Consider the following 21,533-nt stretch of genomic DNA (forward strand, 5'->3'; position numbering starts at 1 on the left):
TACCCTTTAATGCTGCAGTCGCAGCCCACATTGCTGACTTTCGCTGCGGGAGCCAAATTTAGCGAGTGGTGGATTGGAACTGGGCGGACAAAGCTGACTTTGGCTGCCGCCCGACAAAAGTCCAAGTTGTTGGCATTGCTCAGCGGTCCAAAAAGTCGGAGACTAAACGTATGAATAAGTCGGGTCTTTCGGCATGTAGAGCGTGAGCGCAGCCTGGCACAACTGCTAGTGATGTATTGGGAATTGTTTCCCAAAGTATTTGAATTTGGCTCCACGTATAGGTCCGATCTCGATCGCCCCAAAGCACAAGTGTTTCCTGCCGAATCCGGCTAAGGTTCTGTTCCCCTGACCAAGCATGCATCGCGTCAAGGCCGGCCTCCAGGGCCGGCAGCTTGGCTTGAGCGGCAATCGCGGCGCAGTGTTCATATCCGGTTGCAGCTTCGCGATCTAAAAACCAAGTTGCTGCGATCCGACGCGCGGTGGCTACCGGGCCGTCTTCTACAGCGCGCTTTTTACTTTGTTCAATGGTTTCGAACCGCCCCGGCAAAACACCAATGGCGCCAGTTGCGTAAAGCACAAAACGGTCAATCCTTTCTTCGTCGAGCAAGTTAATTTCCTGAGTGATCATGCCGCCCATGGAATGACCAAGCAGATGGTATTTCTCCACCCCAAGGCTGCGGAGGTGCCGGACGACCCAATCCGCATAACCGCCAATACTGTCGATTGGCGGCAGATGGGCATTTGCTCCGAACCCGGGCAGGTCGACTGCAATCACATCAACATGCTGCTGCAGTGTATCGCGACACCCATCCCATTGTGCGCTGCCCCCCATGAAACCATGAACAAGGACAAGGGGGGTCACTTTCGCTGACCTTGAACGATCCGATCAAGGATCATCGCGCAAAAGAGAATGGCAAAGCCTGCGAGGATACCCTGGCCTACATTGGCGTATTGCAGCGCCTCGAGAACGTCTTCTCCCAGCCCTTTCGCACCAATAAGCGAGGCCACGACGACCATGGCCAGGGAAAGCATGATTGTCTGGTTGATACCGGCGCGAATGGAGGGGCTGGCAAGCGGCAGATCGACCTTGGTGAGAAGGTACCACTTGTTGGCGCCAAAACTGATCGCGGCTTCACGCACGCTTTCAGGCACACCACGCAGGCCCAAAACGGTAAGGCGTACCACGGGTGTCCCACCGAAGATCATAGTGACAATGACTGCCGCTGGCTTACCAACCCCGAAAAAGGCAATCACAGGCACCATGAAGACAAAAGCAGGCATGGTCTGCATGAAATCCATGATCGGTTGGATGACCGCGTAGAAGCGCGGTCGACGCGCAGAGAACATGCCCAAAGGAATGCCAATCACGATGGAAAGCAACGCCGCAGTGCCGAGAAGCGCCAACGTCGTCATAGCTTTTTCCCAGAAGCCGAGAAGGCCCATATAGGCCAGAAAGGCACCAGACCATATAGCCATGCGCAAGCCAGCGGTAAGCCAGGTCAACAGAACGATCAGCGCGGCCACCACGATCCAGGGGGTCTGAACCAACGCAACCTCCATGGCATCCAGCAACCAGCGAATAGCTGCGGTGAGCCCGTCAAAGAACGCCACACTGTTGGCGACGCACCAGGCGATAAATGCCTCTACACTGTCAATACTAGCCAGGCGAATTGAGTTATCTGTCGGGAATTCGCTAAGAAATGAAAAACGGCCCGGGAAGCTGTAGTGGATCATTGCGGTCGCGACTAACAGGATCATGAAACCCGCGCTAAAGACTATCTGGCTGACCGGCATGCCAGAGCGAATGGTGCGATCTGAGAGCCAGTCGGAAAACCGGGCCTCCAGTGCCCAATTGGCGGCCACAGCCTGTATGAGCTTGGCCACAAGCAAGATGGCAACACCGGTAAGGGCAATCGACGGGCCTTGCGCGGCGAGCAATTCTGCCTCGGCGCGGAAGCCTTCAATATTGGCCTCCAGCCCTTCGATCTGGCGTTGAATGGCCGCGGCTCGATCCGAGCCGCTCTCTTGGGCGGCCGCAAGCTGCTGGTAGCGCAAATCGAGCGTACCTTCGATCGAGGTCACACGGGCCAGCGCGTCTGCTCCCAAATCTCCGAATAAGCCCCGCGCGATCTGCACAAATCCGATTGCTTCGACGACAAGAAAGGCCAATGCCCATGACCAAAGTCCACGTGCGCCGAACCAGATCGGACCGAAGAGCCCGGCCATTGCGTTGAAAGTTGCCGTAAAGCGCGCGGACGCCCCGATCTTGTCGAAATTGCGGATGTAGTAATCGGGGCTGGTGCGCACAAAGGTGCGGATATTCTCGCGGCGTTCCTCGGCATAGGCCTGCGCGGCTTCGCTTTCTGTGTCTTCAAGGGGGTTCACACCAAGATCTTCGCTCATGACATTTCCGTCCCTTCAATCACGGTGCGCAACAGATCTGCGCGAGTGATAACACCTCTGTCTTGGCCGCCTTCGGACACCAGAACCGGCCGTTCGTCGTCGATGGCTCGCGTAATCAAAGCGGAAAGTGTCTCATTGTGGTCCACCCGATCAATGTCAGCAGGCAGTGGGCCGTGCGTAGCGAGATAGCTGTCCAAGGGCTGCATCGCCGCATGAGCATGCACCACCTTCAGCCGCGATATCCCAGCCACGAAATCAGCGACGTAGTCATCAGCGGGATGCATGACAATGTCCTCAGCCGAGCCGATCTGCACCATCTTGCCGTCACGCATGATCGCAATCCGGTCCCCGATGCGGACAGCCTCATCAAGGTCATGGGTGATGAAGATCGTTGTTTTCTTGAGGATTTTCGACAACCGGATGAACTCATCCTGTAACTGCCGTCGGATCAGGGGATCAAGTGCGGAGAATGGCTCATCCATCAACAGAACATCAGGATTGGCCGCGAGCGCACGGGCAAGCCCCACACGCTGCTGCATGCCGCCAGAGAGTTCGTGCGCGAATTTCGACCCCCAGGCCCCCAATTCGACAATGTCGAGAATGGCGGCCGCCTGCCGCATACGCTCGTTTTTGGCGACCTGGCGGATCTCCAGCGGCATTGCCACGTTGTCGAGGACCGAACGGTGGGGCATCAACGCAAAATTCTGGAACACCATCCCGATTTTCCGGTTGCGGAAAGCCTGAAGTTCCTTTGTGCCGAGTGCCATGACGTCCGTGCCCTCGATCTCGATCTTGCCCGCCGTCGGTTCGAGCAGGCGATTGAAATGGCGCACGAGTGTGGATTTGCCGCTCCCTGATAGGCCCATGATACAGAAGATCTCACCGCGATTGACGTTGAGGCTGACATCGGCCACGCCAACCACCGCGTTGAATTCAGCAAGGACTTCAGCCTTGGTCAGCCCCCGCGCACGAATGGCTTCCAGAGCGGCCTCAGGTTTTGCCCCGAAGATTTTCCAGATGTTGGAAATTTCGATTACAGTCTCGTCGCTCATCCGCCCACCCGTGCGTGCCTTTAAGTGGGGCAGCACCGCTAGGTGCTGCCCGTTGTTTTTTGGTCTGTTTCAGAGACCCAGCATCGCATCTACGCGCTCGGAATTGGCGTTAACCCATTCGGCCGCAACTTCCTCAGCATCGCGCCCATTGGCGCTGATCTCAAACGCAAGCGAGCTCACGTCATCGGCTGTCAGAGAGAAGTTCGCGAAGAATTCCGCAATCGCCGGCGAGCGATCCCCAAGCGAGTTGGACCAGGCGATCTGAACTTCCTTCAGAGCGTCCTTACTGGCTACCATCGACTTGTTGTACCAGTCAGGGTCGTCGGAGGGCTGCACCATCACGTATTTTTCAGGGTCATAAGTCGGTTCGGTCAGCATCACCACGTCAAACATGTACCAGACGGCATGCGGCTCATAGCAGTAGAAGGCATATCCTTCTTTTTTGGCGATACTGTCCTTGATGCGCGCGGTCTTCACAGCTTCTTCGGCGCGAATTGGATCAATGAAGTCCAACAGGCCGTAGTCGCGCACCTTCACCTCGTTCACATTAGCCGAGGCCCAGCCAGGTGCACCGATCCACATCTCACCCTTACCATTGCCATCGCTATCCATCGCAGCCGCCACATCGGGGCGTCCAAGATCCGCGATGTCGGTGATGTTCATCTCTGCTGCAAAGTCTTTGGAGACGCAGAAACCCTGATTGCCCTGATAGGGGTTCGATGACAACGTTACGGTGCCAGCACCATCAACATATTGCTTTGTGAAGGCCTCCTGATTAGGCAGCCATACATCAGGGTGCACATCGATATCACCCTTACCCTGATCCATCGCTTGAAAGATTGTGGCGTTGTTACCGGGCACGTACTCCACCGTGCCGCCAATGCGGGTGGTCACGATTTCACCCAAGACATGGGCAATAGCCTGCGCTCCGGTCCAAGTAGGAACACCGATCTTAACCTCTTCAGCGGCAAGTGGTGCGCCGAGAGCTGAAACCAAAGCCGCGCTAATCAAGTATTTTTTTAGTTTCATTTGATATCTCCTTGTTGGTTTGTTGTTTATTTTCAGGCCACGTAGCCAGGAAGTTCGAAAGTTTCGGGATAGCCAAACAGGGCCGCGCTTCCGCCGGTATGCAGAAAGACGACATTGTCCATGCCGTCGAAATAGCCTTTGCGGGTTTGGTCGATGAGCCCATCCAACCCTTTACCCGAATAGACCGGGTCGAACAAAAGTCCTTCGGTGCGGGCCAACAGCTTGAGCGCGTCAATCATCCCTTTGGTCGGAAGACCATATCCTGCACCGACGTAGTCGCAGTTTGCACGTACATTTTCTCGCGCAATGGACGTACCTGTCTCCATGTATTCAACAGTGCGCACAGCCAGATCATGGACCATGCCTTCCTGTTTGTCTTGTGGGGCACGCACGCCGATGCCCAAAAGGTGAATGTCACTTTCAAGTGCTGCCAGACCGGCGACCAATCCGGCTTGGGTGCCGGAGCTGCCGGTCGCATGGACCAGCGCGTCGATTTTCAAGCCGGCATTGGCGGCCTGTTCGCATAACTCGCGCGCGCAGTTCACATAGCCCAATGCCCCGATCGGGTTGGATCCACCGCCCGGAATGATGTAGGGGTTTTTGCCTTCTGCCTGCATCCGCGCGGCGCAGGCTTCCATCTCGGCCTTCATGTCCGCACCACCGGGACGCTTGGAGACGCTGGCGCCATGCAAACGATCCAACAGGACGTTTCCATTCAGAATATAGTTCGGGTCATTGGAACCCGTGCGATCCTCAAGCAGGATGTGACACGCAAGGCCAAGTTTTGCGGCCGCCGCTGCTGTTTGACGCGCGTGATTGGATTGCGTCGCCCCTTGCGTGATGATGGTATCTGCGCCTTTCTGGACTGCGTCAGCCATCAGAAATTCCAGCTTACGGGTCTTGTTCCCACCCGACGAGAGGCCGGTGCAATCATCCCGTTTGATCCACAAACGCGGACCACCCAAAACCTCACTCAGGCGATCCATCGGTTCTAAAGGCGTAGGAAGATGACCAAGCGATACCCGGGGAAATTTCGCCAGCGTCAGCGATAGCTCCTTGCACAAACTCAAAACCATCTCCGGCGCGACCATCGCGTCACCGCCGGTTATCTGAATTGTCTCAGCCACCACACTCTCCCTGCTTTTGCCTACAGCCAAACACTTTCAAAAGAAAAAGAATAAAAACAGTGCATATTTCGCAGGCTGCCCATACATTTTCTTTGGGTGCGATGGAGGTGCGGATGAATATGTTGTGGTTTGACGATGTTCTGGCCCTTCTGGAGGAGCGGAATATGACGCGGGCTGCAGCCCGCAGAAACATCACGCAACCCGCGTTCTCAAGGCGTATTCGCAGTTTTGAGGAGTGGCTGGGGATTGAAGTTCTCGATCGCAAATCGAACCGGGTCGAGATCAGTCCAGCACTGGCCTCTAACGAGGCCGAAATCCGCTCTTTGATCGCTAGATTAAATGACCTGCGCACAAAAATTGCTCAACATGGTCCAACCGTTTCGATTATAACGATCGCCGCAACACATGCATCGGTCGTCTCCACCTTCCCTGATATGGCACTGCGTGCACATGCCAAGTTCAAGGGGCTCAGGTTTCGTCTCAGAACGGCCAATCTGAACGATTGTGTCACTCTGTTCCTGCGCGGCGATACCAACATGCTGCTATGCTATGAGGCGCAAACCGTCGCCCCAATGCCGTTCGGCTCGGGCATTTGTCGCGGTACATGGGGGCACGACTACCTCATTCCGGTCATCGGTGGCGGATTGAGGTACGCAGTGCGCGGAAACGGTGACGTGCCTTTGGATACGCCTGCCATCGTCTATCCCGAAAACAGCTATTTCGGCGAAGCACTGAACAAGAGCAAACTCCCGTTCGGAACCGCCGATTTTAGCAAAAACCCCGTTTGCCAGACGGCCTTTTCAAGTGGGGTAAAGGAAATGATCCTGAACGGTCTCGGTGTTGGTTGGCTTCCATTCAGCATGGTGCACAAGGAAATTGAAAGCGGCGAGCTAATCTCCCTACGCAACCAATTGGGTCAGGAAAAGCTTGACGTGGTGGTATATGTCCACCAACAGACCGAGATAGCGAAAACTTTGCTTGATTTCTGGACTAGGAATTTGTTTTCAAAGTCTTGAGCCGATAAAAGTGCCAATCAGCGCCAAAGACCATAGCCATCTGACGGCAACAAGTTTTGATTGCCGAAGGCTGTACAAAATTGCAGCGTTTCTCGCGGCATCCTATCTCCCAGTCGTCCGGATATCTTAGATATTCAATGACCGCTTTGGGCAGAAAGCAGACATGGCGTACCTGCTGAGCATTCGGCTTCAAGGGTCCTGAGAGCGGCTGTTAGGGATGCATCTTTGATCACCGAGAAAAGGTTCAGAAGAAAAGCGCAAGTCCAATCATTGAGACAACCAAGAAAAGTAGGGTCATGATTCCGCCCGAGCGAACAAAATCTACCACCCGGTAGCCTGCTGGGCCCATGATCAACGCGTTCACCTGGTGTGTCGGGATCAAAAATGAATTGGACGTTGAAATTGCTACGGTGAGAGCAAACACAGCCGGGTTACCACCCGCCGATATGGCGATGGAAACTGCTAGCGGCACCAGCAGGACAGTAGCGCCGACATTGGACATGACCAGCGTGAAAGCAGTTGCCAGAACGGCTATTCCTGCTTGCAACGACCATATCGGCCAACCCTTTAGGAGCGCCAACACGTGGGCTGCAATCCAATCCGCAGTACCGGTGTTCTGAACTGCCTGGCCCAACGGGATCAGCGAAGCGAGCAGAAAAACTGTACTCCAACTAATCGACTCGTAGGCTTCGTCTATCGAGAGCACCCGGCTCAACACCATCCCAATAGCGCCAATCAATAGGCATAATGACAAGCGCAGATCGGAAAACAGGATTAAGCTCAACGCTATCAGGAAGAAGGCGAGGGCCCATCCAACCTTGTGTGGCCGTAGCTCGTCCTGGGGAAAGTCCGAAGTTACGACGACAAAATCCCTGTCTGACTTCAGTAGTGTTAGACGGTCCCACTGCACGTGCACCACACACGTATCGCCAGCTTGCAAAGGAACTTGCCCGATATGCGTGGCCGAATGATCTTCGGTTTCTACATGGCTCAGTGTTTCTTCGCCGCGCTGAATGGCCAACAGAGACAAACCATGTGTCTGACGGAGACGCAAATCAATCGGAGTCTGGCCGATCACCGAAGAACTGGGCGGAATAACGACCTCTGCAACCCCCGATTGGGTCGCGGCGAAATCATCTGCAAAGACATCTAGTTGGGGTAGGATCTCTAAGCCGTAGGGTTCAGCGAACTGATACTCAACCACACGGCGCAGGCCAAGCACTGCAAGCCGTGCTGGGGCTTCGATCTTGGTATCAGCCATCGGTGCGATGACTTTGTGGCCGCGATAGGATGTGCCAAGAATGTACATGTTATGGGCGACCATTAGATCCGCAAGCGTTTGCCCGATGATTATAGAGCCTTCAGGAACACGTATCTCGAACATATCGGCCCGAAGCCCATAGGTATTTTCGACATATGTTTGCATGGACCGAGCTGAGCTTGCGTCTTCTCCACGCTCCCGCTGCGCTGGGAGGACCCAACGACCAAAGAGCACAAAGTAAAGCACCCCTGTCAGCACCAGCATCACACCGATAGGCGTGACTGAAAACAACCCAAATGTCTCCATTTGTTGGTCAGCTGGAAGGGATGAGTTTGCCGAAACAATCAGGTCATTCAGCAGGATGAGGGGCGACGACCCAACTAATGTGATGGTACCACCCAGTATCGCGCAAAACCCCATGGGCATTAGCAACCTACTCATCGGGATTTCCGTACGTGCAGAGATGCGGCTAACAACAGGCAAAAAAAGCGCGGCAGCTCCGACGTTTTGCATGAAAGAGCTGATGATACCAACCGTTGTCGATACTATGGGGATTATCCGAGCCTCTGTCGTGCCACCATTCTTAAGGATCAAGGCCGCGACCTTTGACATAAGTCCAGTCTTATCAAGCCCTGCCCCAATTACCATAACTGCGATGATGGACATCACAGCGTTCGAGGAGAAACCTTCAAAGAGTCTGGATACATCGGCAAGATTTCCTAACCCCGGTAGATAGCTCAGTGCACCAAGCAAAACCATTACAAGAATTGCTGCAACATCGATCCGTATAATCTCGGTCACAAAAAGTAAGACCGTAAAAGACAATAGACTCAGTACGGCTACCATTTCGTACGTCAGTGTTGGCAATTCCATATCGTACTCCCAATCAAACGTTACCTGACTACCAACAAATACGAAGGACCAATTCTGCGCGACAGATAAGGCCAAAACCCAAAAAGCCGATGCTCACCGCACGTTTATGGAATGACGAGGCGCTCATGCTTGTCCACCTTGTCGCCCTGGGCGCAATCACTGCCGGAATGGCAAGGGTCTGATGAGCGCAAACAGCCATTCGGGTGTTGCGCAGCATATGGGATGTGTGGGCTCACAGCAAACCTCGGAGGCGGTGCAGCAATCGCGTGATATGTTACCTCGTCAACGTCGGGTTGTCGGTGTGGAGGGCATGGCGGATCGGAGGATCAGTCATGGAAACACCAAACTTACCGGCCATTCGCGCGCTTCGTCCAGCCTGGAACAAAGGACGTATCGTTGGCCAGAAACGGCCGCTGAAGCCAAAGCATGTCTGGGCGATCCGTGTTCGACTTGAATTGGCAGAAAATCATTGCGACCTCGCACTTTTCAACATGGCGATCGACAGCAAGCTGAGAGGTTGCGGCCTGGTGACGATGAAGGTCGTCGACGTTATGGCATCTGGCCAGATCAAAGAACGGGCTTCCGTGTTGCAAAGCAAAAAGCACAAACCGGTGCGTTTTGAAATGTCCGAAGGCACAAGAACCTCGGTAGAGAAGTGGATGGAGGATGAACTCATGGTCGGCTCTGAGTACCTTTGGCCGGGTCGCTTCCATGAGCGTCTTCATATCTCGACACGCCAATATGCACGGATCGTCCGAGATTGGGTCACATCGATCGGTCTGGAAGCGAGCGCATATGGCACGCATTCAATGAGGCGAACAAAGGTGACCCAGATCTACAAAAAAACCGGCAACTTGCGGGCGGTTCAGCTACTGCTCGGTCACACAAAAATGGACAGCACGGTCCGATATCTGGGCGTCGAACTTGAGGACGCGCTAGCAATCGCCGAGGCCATTGAAAAATCTAGTAAATTCGGGCCGTCTTCGAGGGCGGCCCTTAGCAGCCGTTAACTACAGTTTGGACTTTGCATTATAGCATCTCATAAGCGGTCATAGATGTACCGCGCGATTTTTTTAGTAATATCACCTCACCAAAGGTATCAAGTTGAAATCGAGCCGATAATTCGCAAAACGGATCAGGCTTATCCTGCAACTGATCAATACACGTCACCCTTCTTTTTCATCGCAGACCCGAAGCTAGTGCAGAAAGCGAAGGGTCATCTGGATTGATCAAAAGCGCGCGGTCTAGTACCTGCCTTGCAGCACTTAAATCGCTTGTCGCGGCAGCGAGACGTACCTGCATCACCCACGCATCGACACGTTGTGGATCGAGATGAGTTACTTCTTCAAAAGCCATTTGTGCGGCAGCTAAGTTGCGCATCGACAAGGCCATCCCACCCAGAACCAAGTGAGTTTCTGGAAAATCTGCGCGGTTGAGCAACGAGCTTCTCCATTCGGTCATGGCCTGTTGCAATCGCTCTTGTTCCTGGCGAGACATTTGCAATCCATTCGCTGACAGCATTGCCCGCGCTGCTGCAATCCTGACTTTCCGGAACGGATCCTCCAACAAAGGCAAAATTTTTGAAAGCTCGTTTTCGTTGGCATCAGTTAGCAAGCCCACCGCAATGGCGCGAACCATAGGATCGGAATCATCCAACTGTCCAAGAGCCAAATCTCTCACATCCTCCGCCATGTCCTGCTGTAACAACCACAAGGCTGTTGCACGAACAATCGCAGGCTGGGCGGTGTCGCGTGCTAACTGGGTAAGATCATTGCTAGCCGCACCCGAACTGGTGCGCGCCTTAGCGAACACCTGCGCGAAATGTACATCACGATTTACGCTTTGCGGATACCAAGCCTCTACAGTCTTTGCGGCCCATTCGGAGGTTTGATCCGTATGGCAATCGGTGCAAGTATCCGGAGCCCCTGTCTCTACCGTAAGATCTGGTCGTGGGATGCGAAATCCGTGATCCCGGCGCCCATCAACGCCCATGTAAATCTGCTCTGGCATATGGCAGCTTTTGCACTCTGCACTTTCCGAACCCATAGGATGAAAGTGGTGGGCCGGATCGTCATAGAGCGCGCGTGTTAGGCCAGGAAACTCTTCGCGCCCTGCTGGCGAATGACACTGGGTGCATACATCATTTCCTTCGGCGATGAGCGTTGCAGAGTGTGCGTTATGACAATTGGTGCAGCTGACGCCGCTGGCATACATTTTAGACTGCAGAAAAGAACCGTAGACATAGACTTCGTCCAATATTTGGCCGTCCGAATGATAAAGACCAGGTCGCAGTAGCGCGAGGTTGTAGTTGTCGTGATACGATGATCCAGGCAGCGGATTACCGTCTCCAAACGCCTCACGACGAGAATGGCACGTGGCGCATTGCTGGATCGTCGCCTCCGCGCCCGCGTTGAAATCCATAGTCAGTCCGAGCGTGTTCAATTGCCCGTTGCTATTGGTAAGTTCGCTTCCTTTGGCCCAGTCGAGATGAGCTGAGCCGGGACCATGGCAGGCTTCGCAACCAACACCGATTTCAGCGTGGGTTGATGCGTAAGTACGCGTGTTCGGATCATAGTTCTTCTCAAACCCGGTAGCATGACATTCGGCGCATCGAGCGTTCCAGTTTTTGTAAGGCCCGGTCCAATGCAATCCGTCATCCGGCGGCAGGTCCTGATCGGGATAGAGGTGATACCAGCGTTCGTTTTCCACGTCCCAGACCACGTCGAAGCTTTGCAGCCGGCCTGGCTCAGTTTCGAACAGGTATTGCTGAAGCGGAGCGATGCCCACGACGGAATGCACCGGGTACTCAGTTGTGAGACCGTCTTTTTCGGTGACGGTGGCGCGATACTGCACTCCGTCGGTACTGAAACGGACGTTCATGCCATCATGGCTGAAGGAGGTGCCATCGAAATCTGCAATCACCGTATTCGGCTCCGGAGCGCTCCATGCCAGCGCGTGATGCGAACCGCTCCACGCAGCGGCGGCTTCGGTATGGCACTTGGTGCATTGCGAAGAGCCTACATATTCAAGCTCTTGAGCGGATGATCCGGTGGGAAGCCCCAGAACGGTTGTTCCAGCAATGGCAACCCATCTGATCAGGGGCGCTGATAAACGAATGGCTATCTTTATATCCTTCCCGCTACTGTTTCACACCGGTGTAGATGCGCGACCAATCGCTGGCCATATCGACGATGAGCCAGCCCAGATCAGGACCGCTTTCCAGCCCATCGCACAGCCGACCAATATGGCTGTCGCAAGCATAGGCCACTTCGCGTTCACCATCCGTATGATGCACGATCAGGCCCAGCCGAAGTCCGTCGCCCGCGGTGGTCCATTCAATCATCGCATAGTCGCCGTCCGAGTTTCCACCAGCAATGATCGGTCGTTTCCCGATGATCCGGTCGATATTGATTGGCTTACCTTCTTTATCGTCAACAAAACCGATTGCCGGTTGTTTGATGATGGTAGGAACACCGTCGATCACCTCATAGGTGGTTTCGGTATAGGTGCCGATGACCTGTTCGGTCGGGATGCCATAGGCGGCCTCGGCAAAGACCCGCATGAAATGAATCCCACCACCAGAGACGATATATGTCTTGAACCCTTCGTCACGCAGATAACGCAACAACTCCACCATCGGCTGGTAAGTCATCTGGTCGTAACGCAGACCCGTAACCGGGTGAGTTGCGGTGGCAACCCAGTCGCTCACACTTGCCTGAAAATCGTCTACACTCAGACCACTATGGGTCGCCTCTAGAACTTCGATCACGGCTTTTTCGCCACCCTCAGCCAGAGCCTTGTAATCACCTGCAGCAGCAGCCTTGAGCGCATCAGACTTGACCACTTCAGGGTCATCCTGCGCCATTTTCTGAAACGCTTCGACCGCATAGATCAGTTGGAAATATACCGGCTGCTCACCCCATAGCGTGCCGTCATTGTCAAAGACCGCAATACGGTCGGTCGGCGTAACATAACCATCGGAATTGGGGTCGGTGACGCTTTCAACAAACGAGATGATCCGCGCCTTGCTGTCTGTTTCATTCCAGGATGGCAAAGGGTCTGCAAATACAACCGAAGTGATGGAAAACAGCGAAAGGAATAGAAAATACCTGAGCATGAATTGGCACCTTAGCAGGGTCAAAGAAGACAGGCCGCCACGATTGTGGCGGCCCGGATCGGTTCAATATTCAGGATCAATCGCCCACAGGGGCGGTCATCTTTTCCATCACCTGTTCCAGATTGAAGCTGGCGGCTTTCTGGCGTGGTGGGAATTCCTGGAATGTCGCCAGGAAATTGCCCACATATTGCTGTGCTGGGACAAGGAAATAGGCCCTATTAAGCAACCAGTCATAATAGGTGTTCGAAGTCCGGTAGGCGCGCTCATAGGGGTCACGGCGCAGATTGATGATCAGGGGGATGCGCAGCTCGGTCCATGGTTCCATCCAGGCGCGCAGAGTGCCCCATGCTTTCTGCTCAAGGAAAATGAGCTTCCAGTCGTCGTACCGCAGCGCCGTTAGATCACCGTCATCCGAGAAGTAGAAAATCTCTTTGCGCGGTCCCTCTTCCACCTCGCCCTTGAAATAGGGCAGGAAGTTATAACCATCCAGATGCACCTTGTATTCACGTCCGATGGCTTGAACACCGCCCTGAATCAGCTCCTCCTTGATATTGTCACGACCCGCAGCGGCCAGATAAGTCGGCAGCCAGTCCATATGGTGCATAATTTCGTTCGAGACTGAGCCAGGCTCAATCAAACCAGGCCAGCGCACCATCGAGGGCACCCGCCAGCCACCTTCCCAGTTGGTGTTCTTTTCACCCCAGAACGGAGTCATCGCGGCATCCGGCCAAGTGTTCATATGCGGGCCATTGTCGGTTGAATAGTGAACGATGGTATTGTCGGCGATACCCAACTCATCCAGCAGGTCCAGCAGTTGACCAACATGCATGTCATGTTCCAGCATCCCGTCGGTATATTCGTCGTTGCCCGGGTTACGCCGGTCATCAGCCACATGAGTGCGGAAGTGCATCCGCGTACCATTCCACCAGACATAGAATGGTTGCCCCTGCTCATGCGAGCGCTTGATGAAGTCGATAGCCGCGGCAACAGTTTCGTCATCGACTGTTTCCATGCGTTTCTTGGTTAGCGGGCCCGTATCCTCGATCGTGCCATCGGCCTTGGACTTGATCACGCCACGCGGGCCATAGGCTTCGCGGAAAGTGCGGCCATCAGCCAGTACCTGATCGCCGGGATAGTCTTCGTTTTCGGGCTCTTCTTCGGCGTTCAGATGGTAAAGATTGCCAAAAAACTCATCGAAACCATGGTTGGACGGCAGATGCTCATCCTTGTCGCCCAGGTGATTTTTGCCGAACTGACCAGTAACATAGCCTTCGGCTTTGAGCAGCCCCGCGATTGTCGGGTCTTCCTCTTGCATCCCGAGATCGGCGCCCGGCAGGCCCACCTTGGACAAACCGGTCCGAAACACCGACTGCCCCATGATGTATGAAGACCGTCCAGCCGTGCAGGATTGCTCGCCGTAATAGTCGGTAAAGATCATGCCATCATCGGCGATTCGGTCGATATTCGGCGTGTGATACCCCATTAGACCCATCGTGTAGGCCGAGATGTTGGACTGGCCAACATCGTCACCCCAGATGACAAGAATATTGGGCTTTTGCTCTTGCGCAGTGGCGGAAACGGCAAGAAAAATCGCGCAGGTGAAAGTTGTCAATGGCCGGATGATGCGCCGGGGCTCAAAGGCTGCAAACATGTTTTCAAACCTTTTTATGAGTAGTAGGGAACCCTTACAGCTTACACGTAAATTTGAATCTTTGTGTTAAAAAATTGATTTATGGAATTGCTCAAATTAGTCTGAACCGCGTTCGGGGTTCAACTCCTGCCATATTCTGGATGGTTGGAAAGCCGATTTAATTCAATGTTTTAAATAGAGGAGTGTGTTTTTCGAATGCTCTCAAAGATTGAGTGGAAGTGCGTCTCCTTCAGCTTCGAGTGTAAAATTGGTTCAGGGTAATGACGGAGTATTCCCATGTCCGCACATGATCAGATCCTCGACCTCAAAGCCAGGATGGGTCGGTCTATCATCGGTCAGACCGAGGTGGTCGAGCGCTTGCTGATCGGCTTGCTGGCCAACGGCAACTTGCTTATCGAAGGGTTACCCGGATTGGCCAAGACACGCGCCGTCAAAGCGATGGCCAAAAATCTGGACGCGCAGTTCAGCCGCATCCAATTTACGCCTGATTTACTGCCATCGGATGTCACCGGTACCGAGGTATACGTCCAGGCCAGCAGCACGTCCGAATTCCGGTTCGAGCCGGGGCCGATCTTTGCAAATATCGTGCTGGCCGATGAAATCAATCGCTCGCCCGCCAAGGTGCAGGCCGCCCTGCTGGAGGCGATGGAGGAACGCCAGGTCACGGTGTCGGGAACGACACATACGATGGAACCCCTTTTTATCGTCATGGCTACGCAGAACCCTATCGAACAGGAAGGCACCTATCCCTTACCCGAAGCACAAATGGACCGGTTCCTAATGCACGTGAATATCACCTACCCCCCGGTTGAGGACGAGGTTGAGGTCATCCGACTGGTCCGGGGCGAGGAACAGTCAACCAATCAGCCCAAAAAACCCAGCGCGTCCAAGCCTTCCGCCATTCGGCAGCAGGCCATCTTTGATGCGCGCGCGGAAATCTCCGGCATTCACGTCGCGGATGCGATGGAGCGTTACTTTGCCGATCTGGTGTACGCTACTCGCACCCCCGCAACCCTGAGCAGAGAACTGGCCAGTTGGATCGAGGTCGGTGCCAGCCCGCGCGCCTCGATCGCTCTGGACAAATGCAGCCGCGCGCACGCTTGGCTGGCCGGGCGAGACTATGTCGATCCGCTCGATGTCAGAGCCATTGCCCATGACGTATTCCGCCATCGCATCACATTGAGCTATGAGGCGCAGGGCGCTGGTCTGTCGCAGGATAATGTGACCGACGAGATCATCAAACTGGTTGCCCTACCATGATGACAGGCCTTCGGCCGAGGATGTTATGCCAATGAAGCAAACGGCAACGATTACAGAGCTTGGGCATGATCCCCGTATTCATGTCGACCTGCACCAGTTAGTCGCGCTCAGACGACGTGCCTCGCGACTGACCTTTCTGCCTCGGCAACCTGCGAATTCCGTTCTGAACGGTCGCCACGCCTCGAAACTGCGCGGCCGGGGGCTGAATTTCGAAGAACTGCGCGCCTATCTGCCCGGAGATGATATCCGTACTCTGGACTGGAAAGTAACAGCACGCACGGGCACGCCCCATGTCCGGGTCTATACCGAAGAACGCGACCGCCCAACGCTGCTGCTGGTAGACCAACGCATATCGATGTTTTTTGGTAGCCAAGTCTACATGAAATCCGTCATCGCTGCCGAGGCCGCCGCCATTGCTGCGCATCTTTTGTTGGCGCAAGGCGATCGGGTCGGCGGGTTGGTCTTCTCGGACGACACTGTAGCCGAACACCGGCCCGTGCGCTCGGCCCTGTCCGTGCGACAGATGCTAGCCTCGATCGCTGACGCCAACAGTCGGTTATCGGCCAGAAGTCGGGTCGTTCGGCCCAACGTATTCAACCGAATGTTGCGCTCCGCGCTCCGGATTGCCAAGACAAATTATCTGATACTGATCTTCTCCGATTTCGACGGTGTTGACGCCGCGTCCGAGCCTTTGATCCGCAACCTCGCCCGGCACAATGACGTGATGCTGTTCAACATCGCCGACCCGATGGCTGCGCATATTCCTGCAAATACACGCCTCGCTATATCGGACGGTACCTTGCAGGCAGAGATCGACACTTCTACTGCCGAGACTCACAAACAAATAGAAGTCTTTGCACAGGACCGACTGGCGCATATCCGCGGCTGGGCGCAGAAATACCAACTGCCCTTCCTGCCGTTGTCGACGCAATCCCCTGCGCTGGATCAAATCTCTCGTTTGTTGGGGGCGTCATGAACCCGGATCTGCACGGCCTCAACCTTGTCGAGTTGATCGACCTCTTGGAGCCCGCGCCGCAACCTTCACCAATCTCGATGATGCCTCAAACTGTTGGGTGGGCCTGGCTTGGGATGGCACTTGCGCTGTTGGCCGGATGGTTGATCCGGCAGGCCATCAAACACCGCCAAGCCAACGCCTATCGCCGTGCAGCCTTGGGCGCGCTGGCCAAAGCAGAGGATGATCCGGCTTGCATCGCCGATATCCTACGCCGCACTGCATTGAGCGGATTTCCACGCGGCGAGGTTGCAGGAATGACTGGCAAAGACTGGCTATACTTTCTCGACCAGACCATGGACAACGACCGGTTTTCGAATGGCCCTGGACGCATCGTTGCGCAAGCTCCCTACCGCCCGGTCCCGGCTTCTCCAGAGCTGACCCGCTTGGCGCACGACTGGATCGTGACGCACAAGCAGCCGAAGCAAGAGGTCTGAAGTGATCAACTTATTGTATCCATGGCTCTTGATCCTTTTGCCGCTACCTTGGCTGGTTTGGCGGTTTCTCCCGCCACACCGTGAAGAGGCCACGGCGATCCGAATCCCCTTTTTCCGGCAGTTGACAGAAGCAGCGGGTGCTACACCAGAGCAAGGTGCAACAGTGCTGCATCGGAGCAGAGTTCAGATCATCACTGCACTACTGGTCTGGACAATGATCGTGATCGGTCTGGCACAACCTCAACGGTTGGGCGATCCCATAGTGATTAAAAAATCGGCGCGAGACGTTGTGCTGGCCCTCGATATCTCGGGTTCCATGGATCAACGGGATTTAATCGGCGCAAACGGGCAAAGGATGCAAAGGCTGGATGCTGTACGCGATGTGCTCAAAACCTTCATCGCAGAGCGCGATGGCGACCGTATGGCTCTGATTGTCTTTGGCACACGCGCTTTCGTACAGGCTCCCTTCACCGAAGATCTGCAAAGCCTTGACGGATTCCTCGATCAGACTCAGGTGGGTATGGCCGGGCCAAACACCGCCATCGGAGATGCAATCGGTCTGGCAATCCGAATGTTCGACAGCAGCGATGTCGATGAGCGTCTGATCGTCCTGCTCAGCGATGGTGCGGACACCAACAGCCGGGTCTCGCCAGTTAATGCGGCGGAGATTGCCGCTGACAAAGGCGTGGTCATCCAAACCATCGGCGTGGGCGACCCCGAAGGGACAGGCGAAGATCGGGTCGATTTGACAGCATTGGAAAATGTCGCGACCCGCACCGGAGGCGCCTTCTTCTATGCCGATGACAGCTCAGCTTTGTCGCAAATCTATGAGCAGATCGACGCCATGGCACCTCGGATCGTCGAAGAAACCAGTTATCGGCCGACCTATTCGCTCGTTTGGGTGGCCAGCCTGCTCGCCGCCTTGCTGGGGATAGCAACGCTTGTTGCTCTGCTCGCTTCACGGACTTGGAGGCGGGCATGACCAGTTTTTTTGATGCTTTCCACTTCCTTCGTCCCCTCTGGTTGTTGCTTTTACCTGCGATTGTGCTGCTTTGGTACATTACAAGGCGACAACCCGGACAGCACAGACATGACACCCGGCATATCGCCCCGCATCTGGCAAAGGCTCTGCAGGTCGGTTCAAACGCCCAGCGGCGTATTGAACCAATTGACAGCGTCATGCTTTGTTTGAGTCTACTGGTACTCTCCGCAGCTGGTCCGTCATGGAACCGCACCCCCAACCCGCTAGTCGCGGAAACCGCACCTCTTGTGGTGGCGCTGGAGGTAACGTCTTCGATGGAGGATACCGATCTGGAACCCACTCGGCTAGACCGAGCGAGGTTCAAGATTTTGGATCTGATCGCTGCGCGGGCTGGCGCGCGTACTGCGCTTGTGGCCTATGCAGGCACCGCGCATCGGGTCGCACCGCTAACCGAAGACCCAGATATACTGCGCCCGCTATTGCAAGGGCTGGACCCCAAGGTGATGCCGGTTGAAGGGGATGATGCCGCTGCCGCATTGGATTTAGCGCGCGAAATACTGAAGGCTGCAGAAACGCCCGGTGCGATCCTCTTTGTGCTGGATGACCTTGATCCGGCAACGGTTGCAGCGTTCATGAATAACGACCCTGAACAGCCGCCTGTGTCGATGTTGGTTGCCGTGCCTTCCGGGCAAATCCCCGCCCAGATCACCGGGCTCGCAGACGTTTCGGCTGTTGGATTAACTGCCGATGACCGGGATATCGCAGAGATCGAACGGCAGTTAACCTCGGTGCAACAAGCGGCACAGCTGAACGATGAGCGTTTGGAATGGGACGATCGCGGCTGGGTGCTGCTATGGCCTGCTGCACTCATTGCTTTGCTGTGGTTCCGCCGCGGTTGGACCATGCGCTGGAGCACTGCACTTGCCGTTGTCTTCACACTTCAAATGCCGGGTAGTGCAAATGCCGATGGATGGAAGGATTGGTTTCTGACACCTGATCAACAAGGGCAGATTGCCTTTCGAAACAAGGAGTTCGCACAAGCCGCCGACCTGTTCACCGACCCGAAGTGGAAAGGTCACGCATTGCTACGCGCCGGTCGCTACGAGGAAGCAGCCGAGTTATTCAGCGGGTTGTACAGTGCCGAGGCAGCCTTCTCCGAAGGTCTGGCACGGATCGGCAACCGCGAATACCGCGCAGGTGCGCAGGCCTTTGAAGCCGCTTTGGACCGCCAGCCAGATTTTCCTGCTGCTGCCAAAAACGCCGAAATCGCTTGGGCCATTGTCGAACAGGTCGAAACCACTCGTGAGCAATCCGACACTGGCGAGGAAAGTGGCATCGGGGCAGATGACATGACATTCGACAACGAAGCTCAGCGTGGAGTTACCACGCAGGTCGATGCACCTAGGGACAAGGCAAGGGCGCTGTCTCCCGACCAATGGATCGACAGCATCGACACCGATATGGGGGATTTCCTGCGCAGTCGGTTCCTCTACGACAATAGCGAGAAGGGCACATGATCCGTACTCTGATCGCGATATATTTCCTGTGCATTGGTGCCAGCATCGCCATCGCGAAAGACCCGCGCGTTACGGCCGAGTTGGAAAACGACAGGACAATCGTCGGTCAGCCGCTGCTGCTACGTATTTCAATCCTTGTGCCAACATGGATGCCCGAACCGCCGACCTTTCCGGCTGTCGAAATTCCGTCACTTCTGGTCCGTCAGCCCGAGCGTTCCTCGGGGCCGATCAGCGAAAATATCGATGGTGAAACCTGGTCGGGGGTGCGCCGCAGCTATCGCCTCTACCCGCTCGCAGGTGGCAGCTATACCCTACCGCCGGAAGACGTAGTCGTTACCTATGCCAACCCGGACACAAATGAACCGGTGACTTTCTCTGGCTCGCTTCCAGAACTGACGTTCACTGCCACCATCCCCGAAGGGGCATCTGGGCTGGATCCACTGATCATCGCCAGCGGGTTCGAACTCCAGCAACAGATTGATGGAGATCCCAGTATGGCTGTTGGAGGGGCTCTGACTAGGACCATTACAGCAAAGATCACTGGCACCTCGCCCATCATGATCCCTCGCCTATCTCCTGCACCCGAAGGGGACAGCCTACGCGCCTATCCAAAAGATCCCCAAATCGACGAGAAAGAAGACCGGGGTCTGCTGCGAGGGACGCGCACGGAAACAACCTCGTATGTCGCTCAGTACGAAGGGGCCGCCGTATTGCCGGAAGTGACACTTGATTGGTTCAACATCGAGACCGAACAGCTGGAAACTGCGATCTTACCGACACTTGACGTGTCTATTCTCGGCGCAGCTTCTGACAATGCGCAAGACGGAAATGCATGGCAATTGCACAAAGTGTTTTGGCTTATGTTGGGATCGGTCGCATTCGTTGCCGTAGCGATCCGGACTTTTTCAGCGCAAATGGTATCGCTTCTGGCAACAATGAGAGCGCGCGCTATCCAAACCGAATGGTACGCCGCGCATATGTGTCTCAATGCCATCTCGCGACGTGATTTGACGGCTCTGACGACTTCTTTTGCCGCATGGACGAAATACTATCCCGGTACTTCTGAACAAAGTTTCTCGGTCGTTCTCGAGGGCATGGCCTCAATTGGCAAGGCACGGTTCGGAGCAAAGACTCAGGAAGCGACCATGCACTGGCGCACGCTACATTCTGGTTTCTCAACCACACGCCGCCGTATGCGAGGTAAAACTAATCGCGCCCGCCGGAGCCCCCAACTGCACCAATTGAATCCGACATGGTCTGGTAGTTAGACCCGCGTTTCAGCTGCAGAGGTCTTCACCAAGACGGACTAACGCGACGGGATCTAAACCAACCGGAACCAAAAAGGCGTTTGGATCACTGCCTTCTTGAACTACATCGTGTTGCGCATTTAACTCCAGTTTCTACCCCTGTTGTGGCTGTGGGCAAGTGAACGTAGTAGTTTTGGTCGGACTGAGAGAAATGGTAGACCTGCGCGAAGGCCAATGTGCCGGGGATATCGTCGGCGCAATTAGCGCGGCGTTGCGCGGTTAATGCCGCGCCAAAATAGGGTGTATCCGTGCCGGCTAGCTCCACCTCGGACAATAACTGCCCAAGCAATTACAACTCGCCCTGGCCCAGAAACCGTTCGCATCTGATTTATCTAGCTTCGTGTTCTTTACTACCATTTCTCGGTGCTCGCCGCTTCGGATCCGAGTAGTAAGCGCGCTTAGCCGCCTACCTTCCATCCAGATATTGTGCATCTGCTTAAACTCGATCCCATCCACGTTGAATGTCCGCTACACATTGGAGCGTTTTTC

At 55.0% G+C, this 21,533-nt stretch carries 18 protein-coding genes; 9 read left to right on the forward strand and 9 right to left on the reverse strand.

Going from position 1 to position 21,533, the window contains the following annotated elements; genetic code table 11:
* Positions 1-139: 139 nt before the first annotated feature.
* From ACR0JE_RS15895 to cuyA, 5 genes are all read right to left on the reverse strand, one after another.
* Positions 140-862, reverse strand: coding sequence for an alpha/beta fold hydrolase (locus ACR0JE_RS15895; RefSeq protein ID WP_480864854.1), 723 nt, complete (start codon positions 860-862; stop codon positions 140-142).
* Positions 859-2,403 (reverse strand): ABC transporter permease subunit, encoded by a 1,545-nt coding sequence (locus ACR0JE_RS15900; RefSeq protein WP_170554926.1) that lies wholly within the window; start codon positions 2,401-2,403, stop codon positions 859-861. The genes ACR0JE_RS15895 and ACR0JE_RS15900 overlap by 4 nt, the downstream gene beginning before the upstream one ends.
* Positions 2,400-3,455: a betaine/proline/choline family ABC transporter ATP-binding protein gene (locus tag ACR0JE_RS15905; protein WP_170554923.1), complete on the reverse strand. Its 1,056-nt coding sequence runs from the start codon at positions 3,453-3,455 to the stop codon at positions 2,400-2,402. The genes ACR0JE_RS15900 and ACR0JE_RS15905 overlap by 4 nt, the downstream gene beginning before the upstream one ends.
* A gap of 69 nt (positions 3,456-3,524) precedes the next feature.
* Positions 3,525-4,484, reverse strand: coding sequence for an ABC transporter substrate-binding protein (locus ACR0JE_RS15910; protein ID WP_170377011.1), 960 nt, complete (start codon positions 4,482-4,484; stop codon positions 3,525-3,527).
* A 32-nt stretch (positions 4,485-4,516) separates the two neighbouring features.
* Entirely contained in the window at positions 4,517-5,530 is a 1,014-nt protein-coding gene (gene cuyA, locus ACR0JE_RS15915) for a D-cysteate sulfo-lyase (protein ID WP_480864875.1), read from the reverse strand.
* 200 nt (positions 5,531-5,730) lie between these two features.
* Here cuyA and ACR0JE_RS15920 point away from each other — a divergent pair, with 200 nt between their 5' ends.
* Complete coding sequence (locus ACR0JE_RS15920; protein WP_480864876.1) at positions 5,731-6,627, forward strand: LysR family transcriptional regulator; 897 nt, start codon at positions 5,731-5,733, stop codon at positions 6,625-6,627.
* A gap of 244 nt (positions 6,628-6,871) precedes the next feature.
* Here the strand turns inward: ACR0JE_RS15920 and ACR0JE_RS15925 are convergent, their stop codons facing one another.
* Positions 6,872-8,761 carry an SLC13 family permease gene (locus tag ACR0JE_RS15925; protein ID WP_480864855.1) on the reverse strand — a complete coding sequence of 630 codons (1,890 nt, stop codon included), beginning with the start codon at positions 8,759-8,761 and terminating at the stop codon, positions 6,872-6,874.
* Positions 8,762-8,850: 89 nt separating this feature from the next.
* On the opposite strand from ACR0JE_RS15925, the gene ACR0JE_RS15930 reads away from it, so the two are divergent.
* Together ACR0JE_RS15930 and ACR0JE_RS15935 are read left to right on the forward strand one after the other, a co-directional pair.
* The gene (locus ACR0JE_RS15930; RefSeq protein WP_480864856.1) at positions 8,851-8,943 is read left to right on the forward strand and encodes a DUF6552 family protein; all 93 of its coding nucleotides are present in this window, start codon (positions 8,851-8,853) and stop codon (positions 8,941-8,943) included.
* A gap of 150 nt (positions 8,944-9,093) precedes the next feature.
* Positions 9,094-9,771 (forward strand): tyrosine-type recombinase/integrase, encoded by a 678-nt coding sequence (locus ACR0JE_RS15935; protein ID WP_480864857.1) that lies wholly within the window; start codon positions 9,094-9,096, stop codon positions 9,769-9,771.
* A 169-nt stretch (positions 9,772-9,940) separates the two neighbouring features.
* Here ACR0JE_RS15935 and ACR0JE_RS15940 read toward each other — a convergent pair whose 3' ends face one another.
* From ACR0JE_RS15940 to ACR0JE_RS15950, 3 genes are all read right to left on the reverse strand, one after another.
* Complete coding sequence (locus tag ACR0JE_RS15940; RefSeq protein ID WP_480864877.1) at positions 9,941-11,890, reverse strand: multiheme c-type cytochrome; 1,950 nt, start codon at positions 11,888-11,890, stop codon at positions 9,941-9,943.
* 10 nt (positions 11,891-11,900) lie between these two features.
* Positions 11,901-12,878, reverse strand: a complete 978-nt coding sequence (locus ACR0JE_RS15945) for an HAD family hydrolase (RefSeq protein ID WP_480864858.1) — start codon at positions 12,876-12,878, stop codon at positions 11,901-11,903.
* A gap of 76 nt (positions 12,879-12,954) precedes the next feature.
* The gene (locus tag ACR0JE_RS15950) at positions 12,955-14,529 is read right to left on the reverse strand and encodes an arylsulfatase (protein ID WP_475158131.1); all 1,575 of its coding nucleotides are present in this window, start codon (positions 14,527-14,529) and stop codon (positions 12,955-12,957) included.
* A gap of 276 nt (positions 14,530-14,805) precedes the next feature.
* Here ACR0JE_RS15950 and ACR0JE_RS15955 point away from each other — a divergent pair, with 276 nt between their 5' ends.
* From ACR0JE_RS15955 to ACR0JE_RS15980, 6 genes are read left to right on the forward strand one after another with little or no spacing between them, the layout of a single operon-like run.
* A complete protein-coding gene (locus ACR0JE_RS15955; protein ID WP_480864859.1) occupies positions 14,806-15,789 on the forward strand; it encodes an AAA family ATPase in 984 nt (327 codons plus the stop codon).
* Positions 15,790-15,820: 31 nt separating this feature from the next.
* Positions 15,821-16,765: a DUF58 domain-containing protein gene (locus ACR0JE_RS15960; RefSeq protein WP_480544801.1), complete on the forward strand. Its 945-nt coding sequence runs from the start codon at positions 15,821-15,823 to the stop codon at positions 16,763-16,765.
* Positions 16,762-17,238: a DUF4381 domain-containing protein gene (locus ACR0JE_RS15965; protein ID WP_480544800.1), complete on the forward strand. Its 477-nt coding sequence runs from the start codon at positions 16,762-16,764 to the stop codon at positions 17,236-17,238. The genes ACR0JE_RS15960 and ACR0JE_RS15965 overlap by 4 nt, the downstream gene beginning before the upstream one ends.
* Position 17,239: 1 nt before the next feature.
* Entirely contained in the window at positions 17,240-18,220 is a 981-nt protein-coding gene (locus ACR0JE_RS15970) for a VWA domain-containing protein (protein WP_480864860.1), read from the forward strand.
* A complete protein-coding gene (locus ACR0JE_RS15975) occupies positions 18,217-19,737 on the forward strand; it encodes a VWA domain-containing protein (protein WP_480864861.1) in 1,521 nt (506 codons plus the stop codon). The genes ACR0JE_RS15970 and ACR0JE_RS15975 overlap by 4 nt, the downstream gene beginning before the upstream one ends.
* Complete coding sequence (locus tag ACR0JE_RS15980; RefSeq protein WP_480864862.1) at positions 19,734-21,005, forward strand: hypothetical protein; 1,272 nt, start codon at positions 19,734-19,736, stop codon at positions 21,003-21,005. The genes ACR0JE_RS15975 and ACR0JE_RS15980 overlap by 4 nt, the downstream gene beginning before the upstream one ends.
* The last annotated feature ends 528 nt before the right edge of the window (positions 21,006-21,533 follow it).

Source organism: Ruegeria sp. H3 (genome assembly GCF_056533095.1).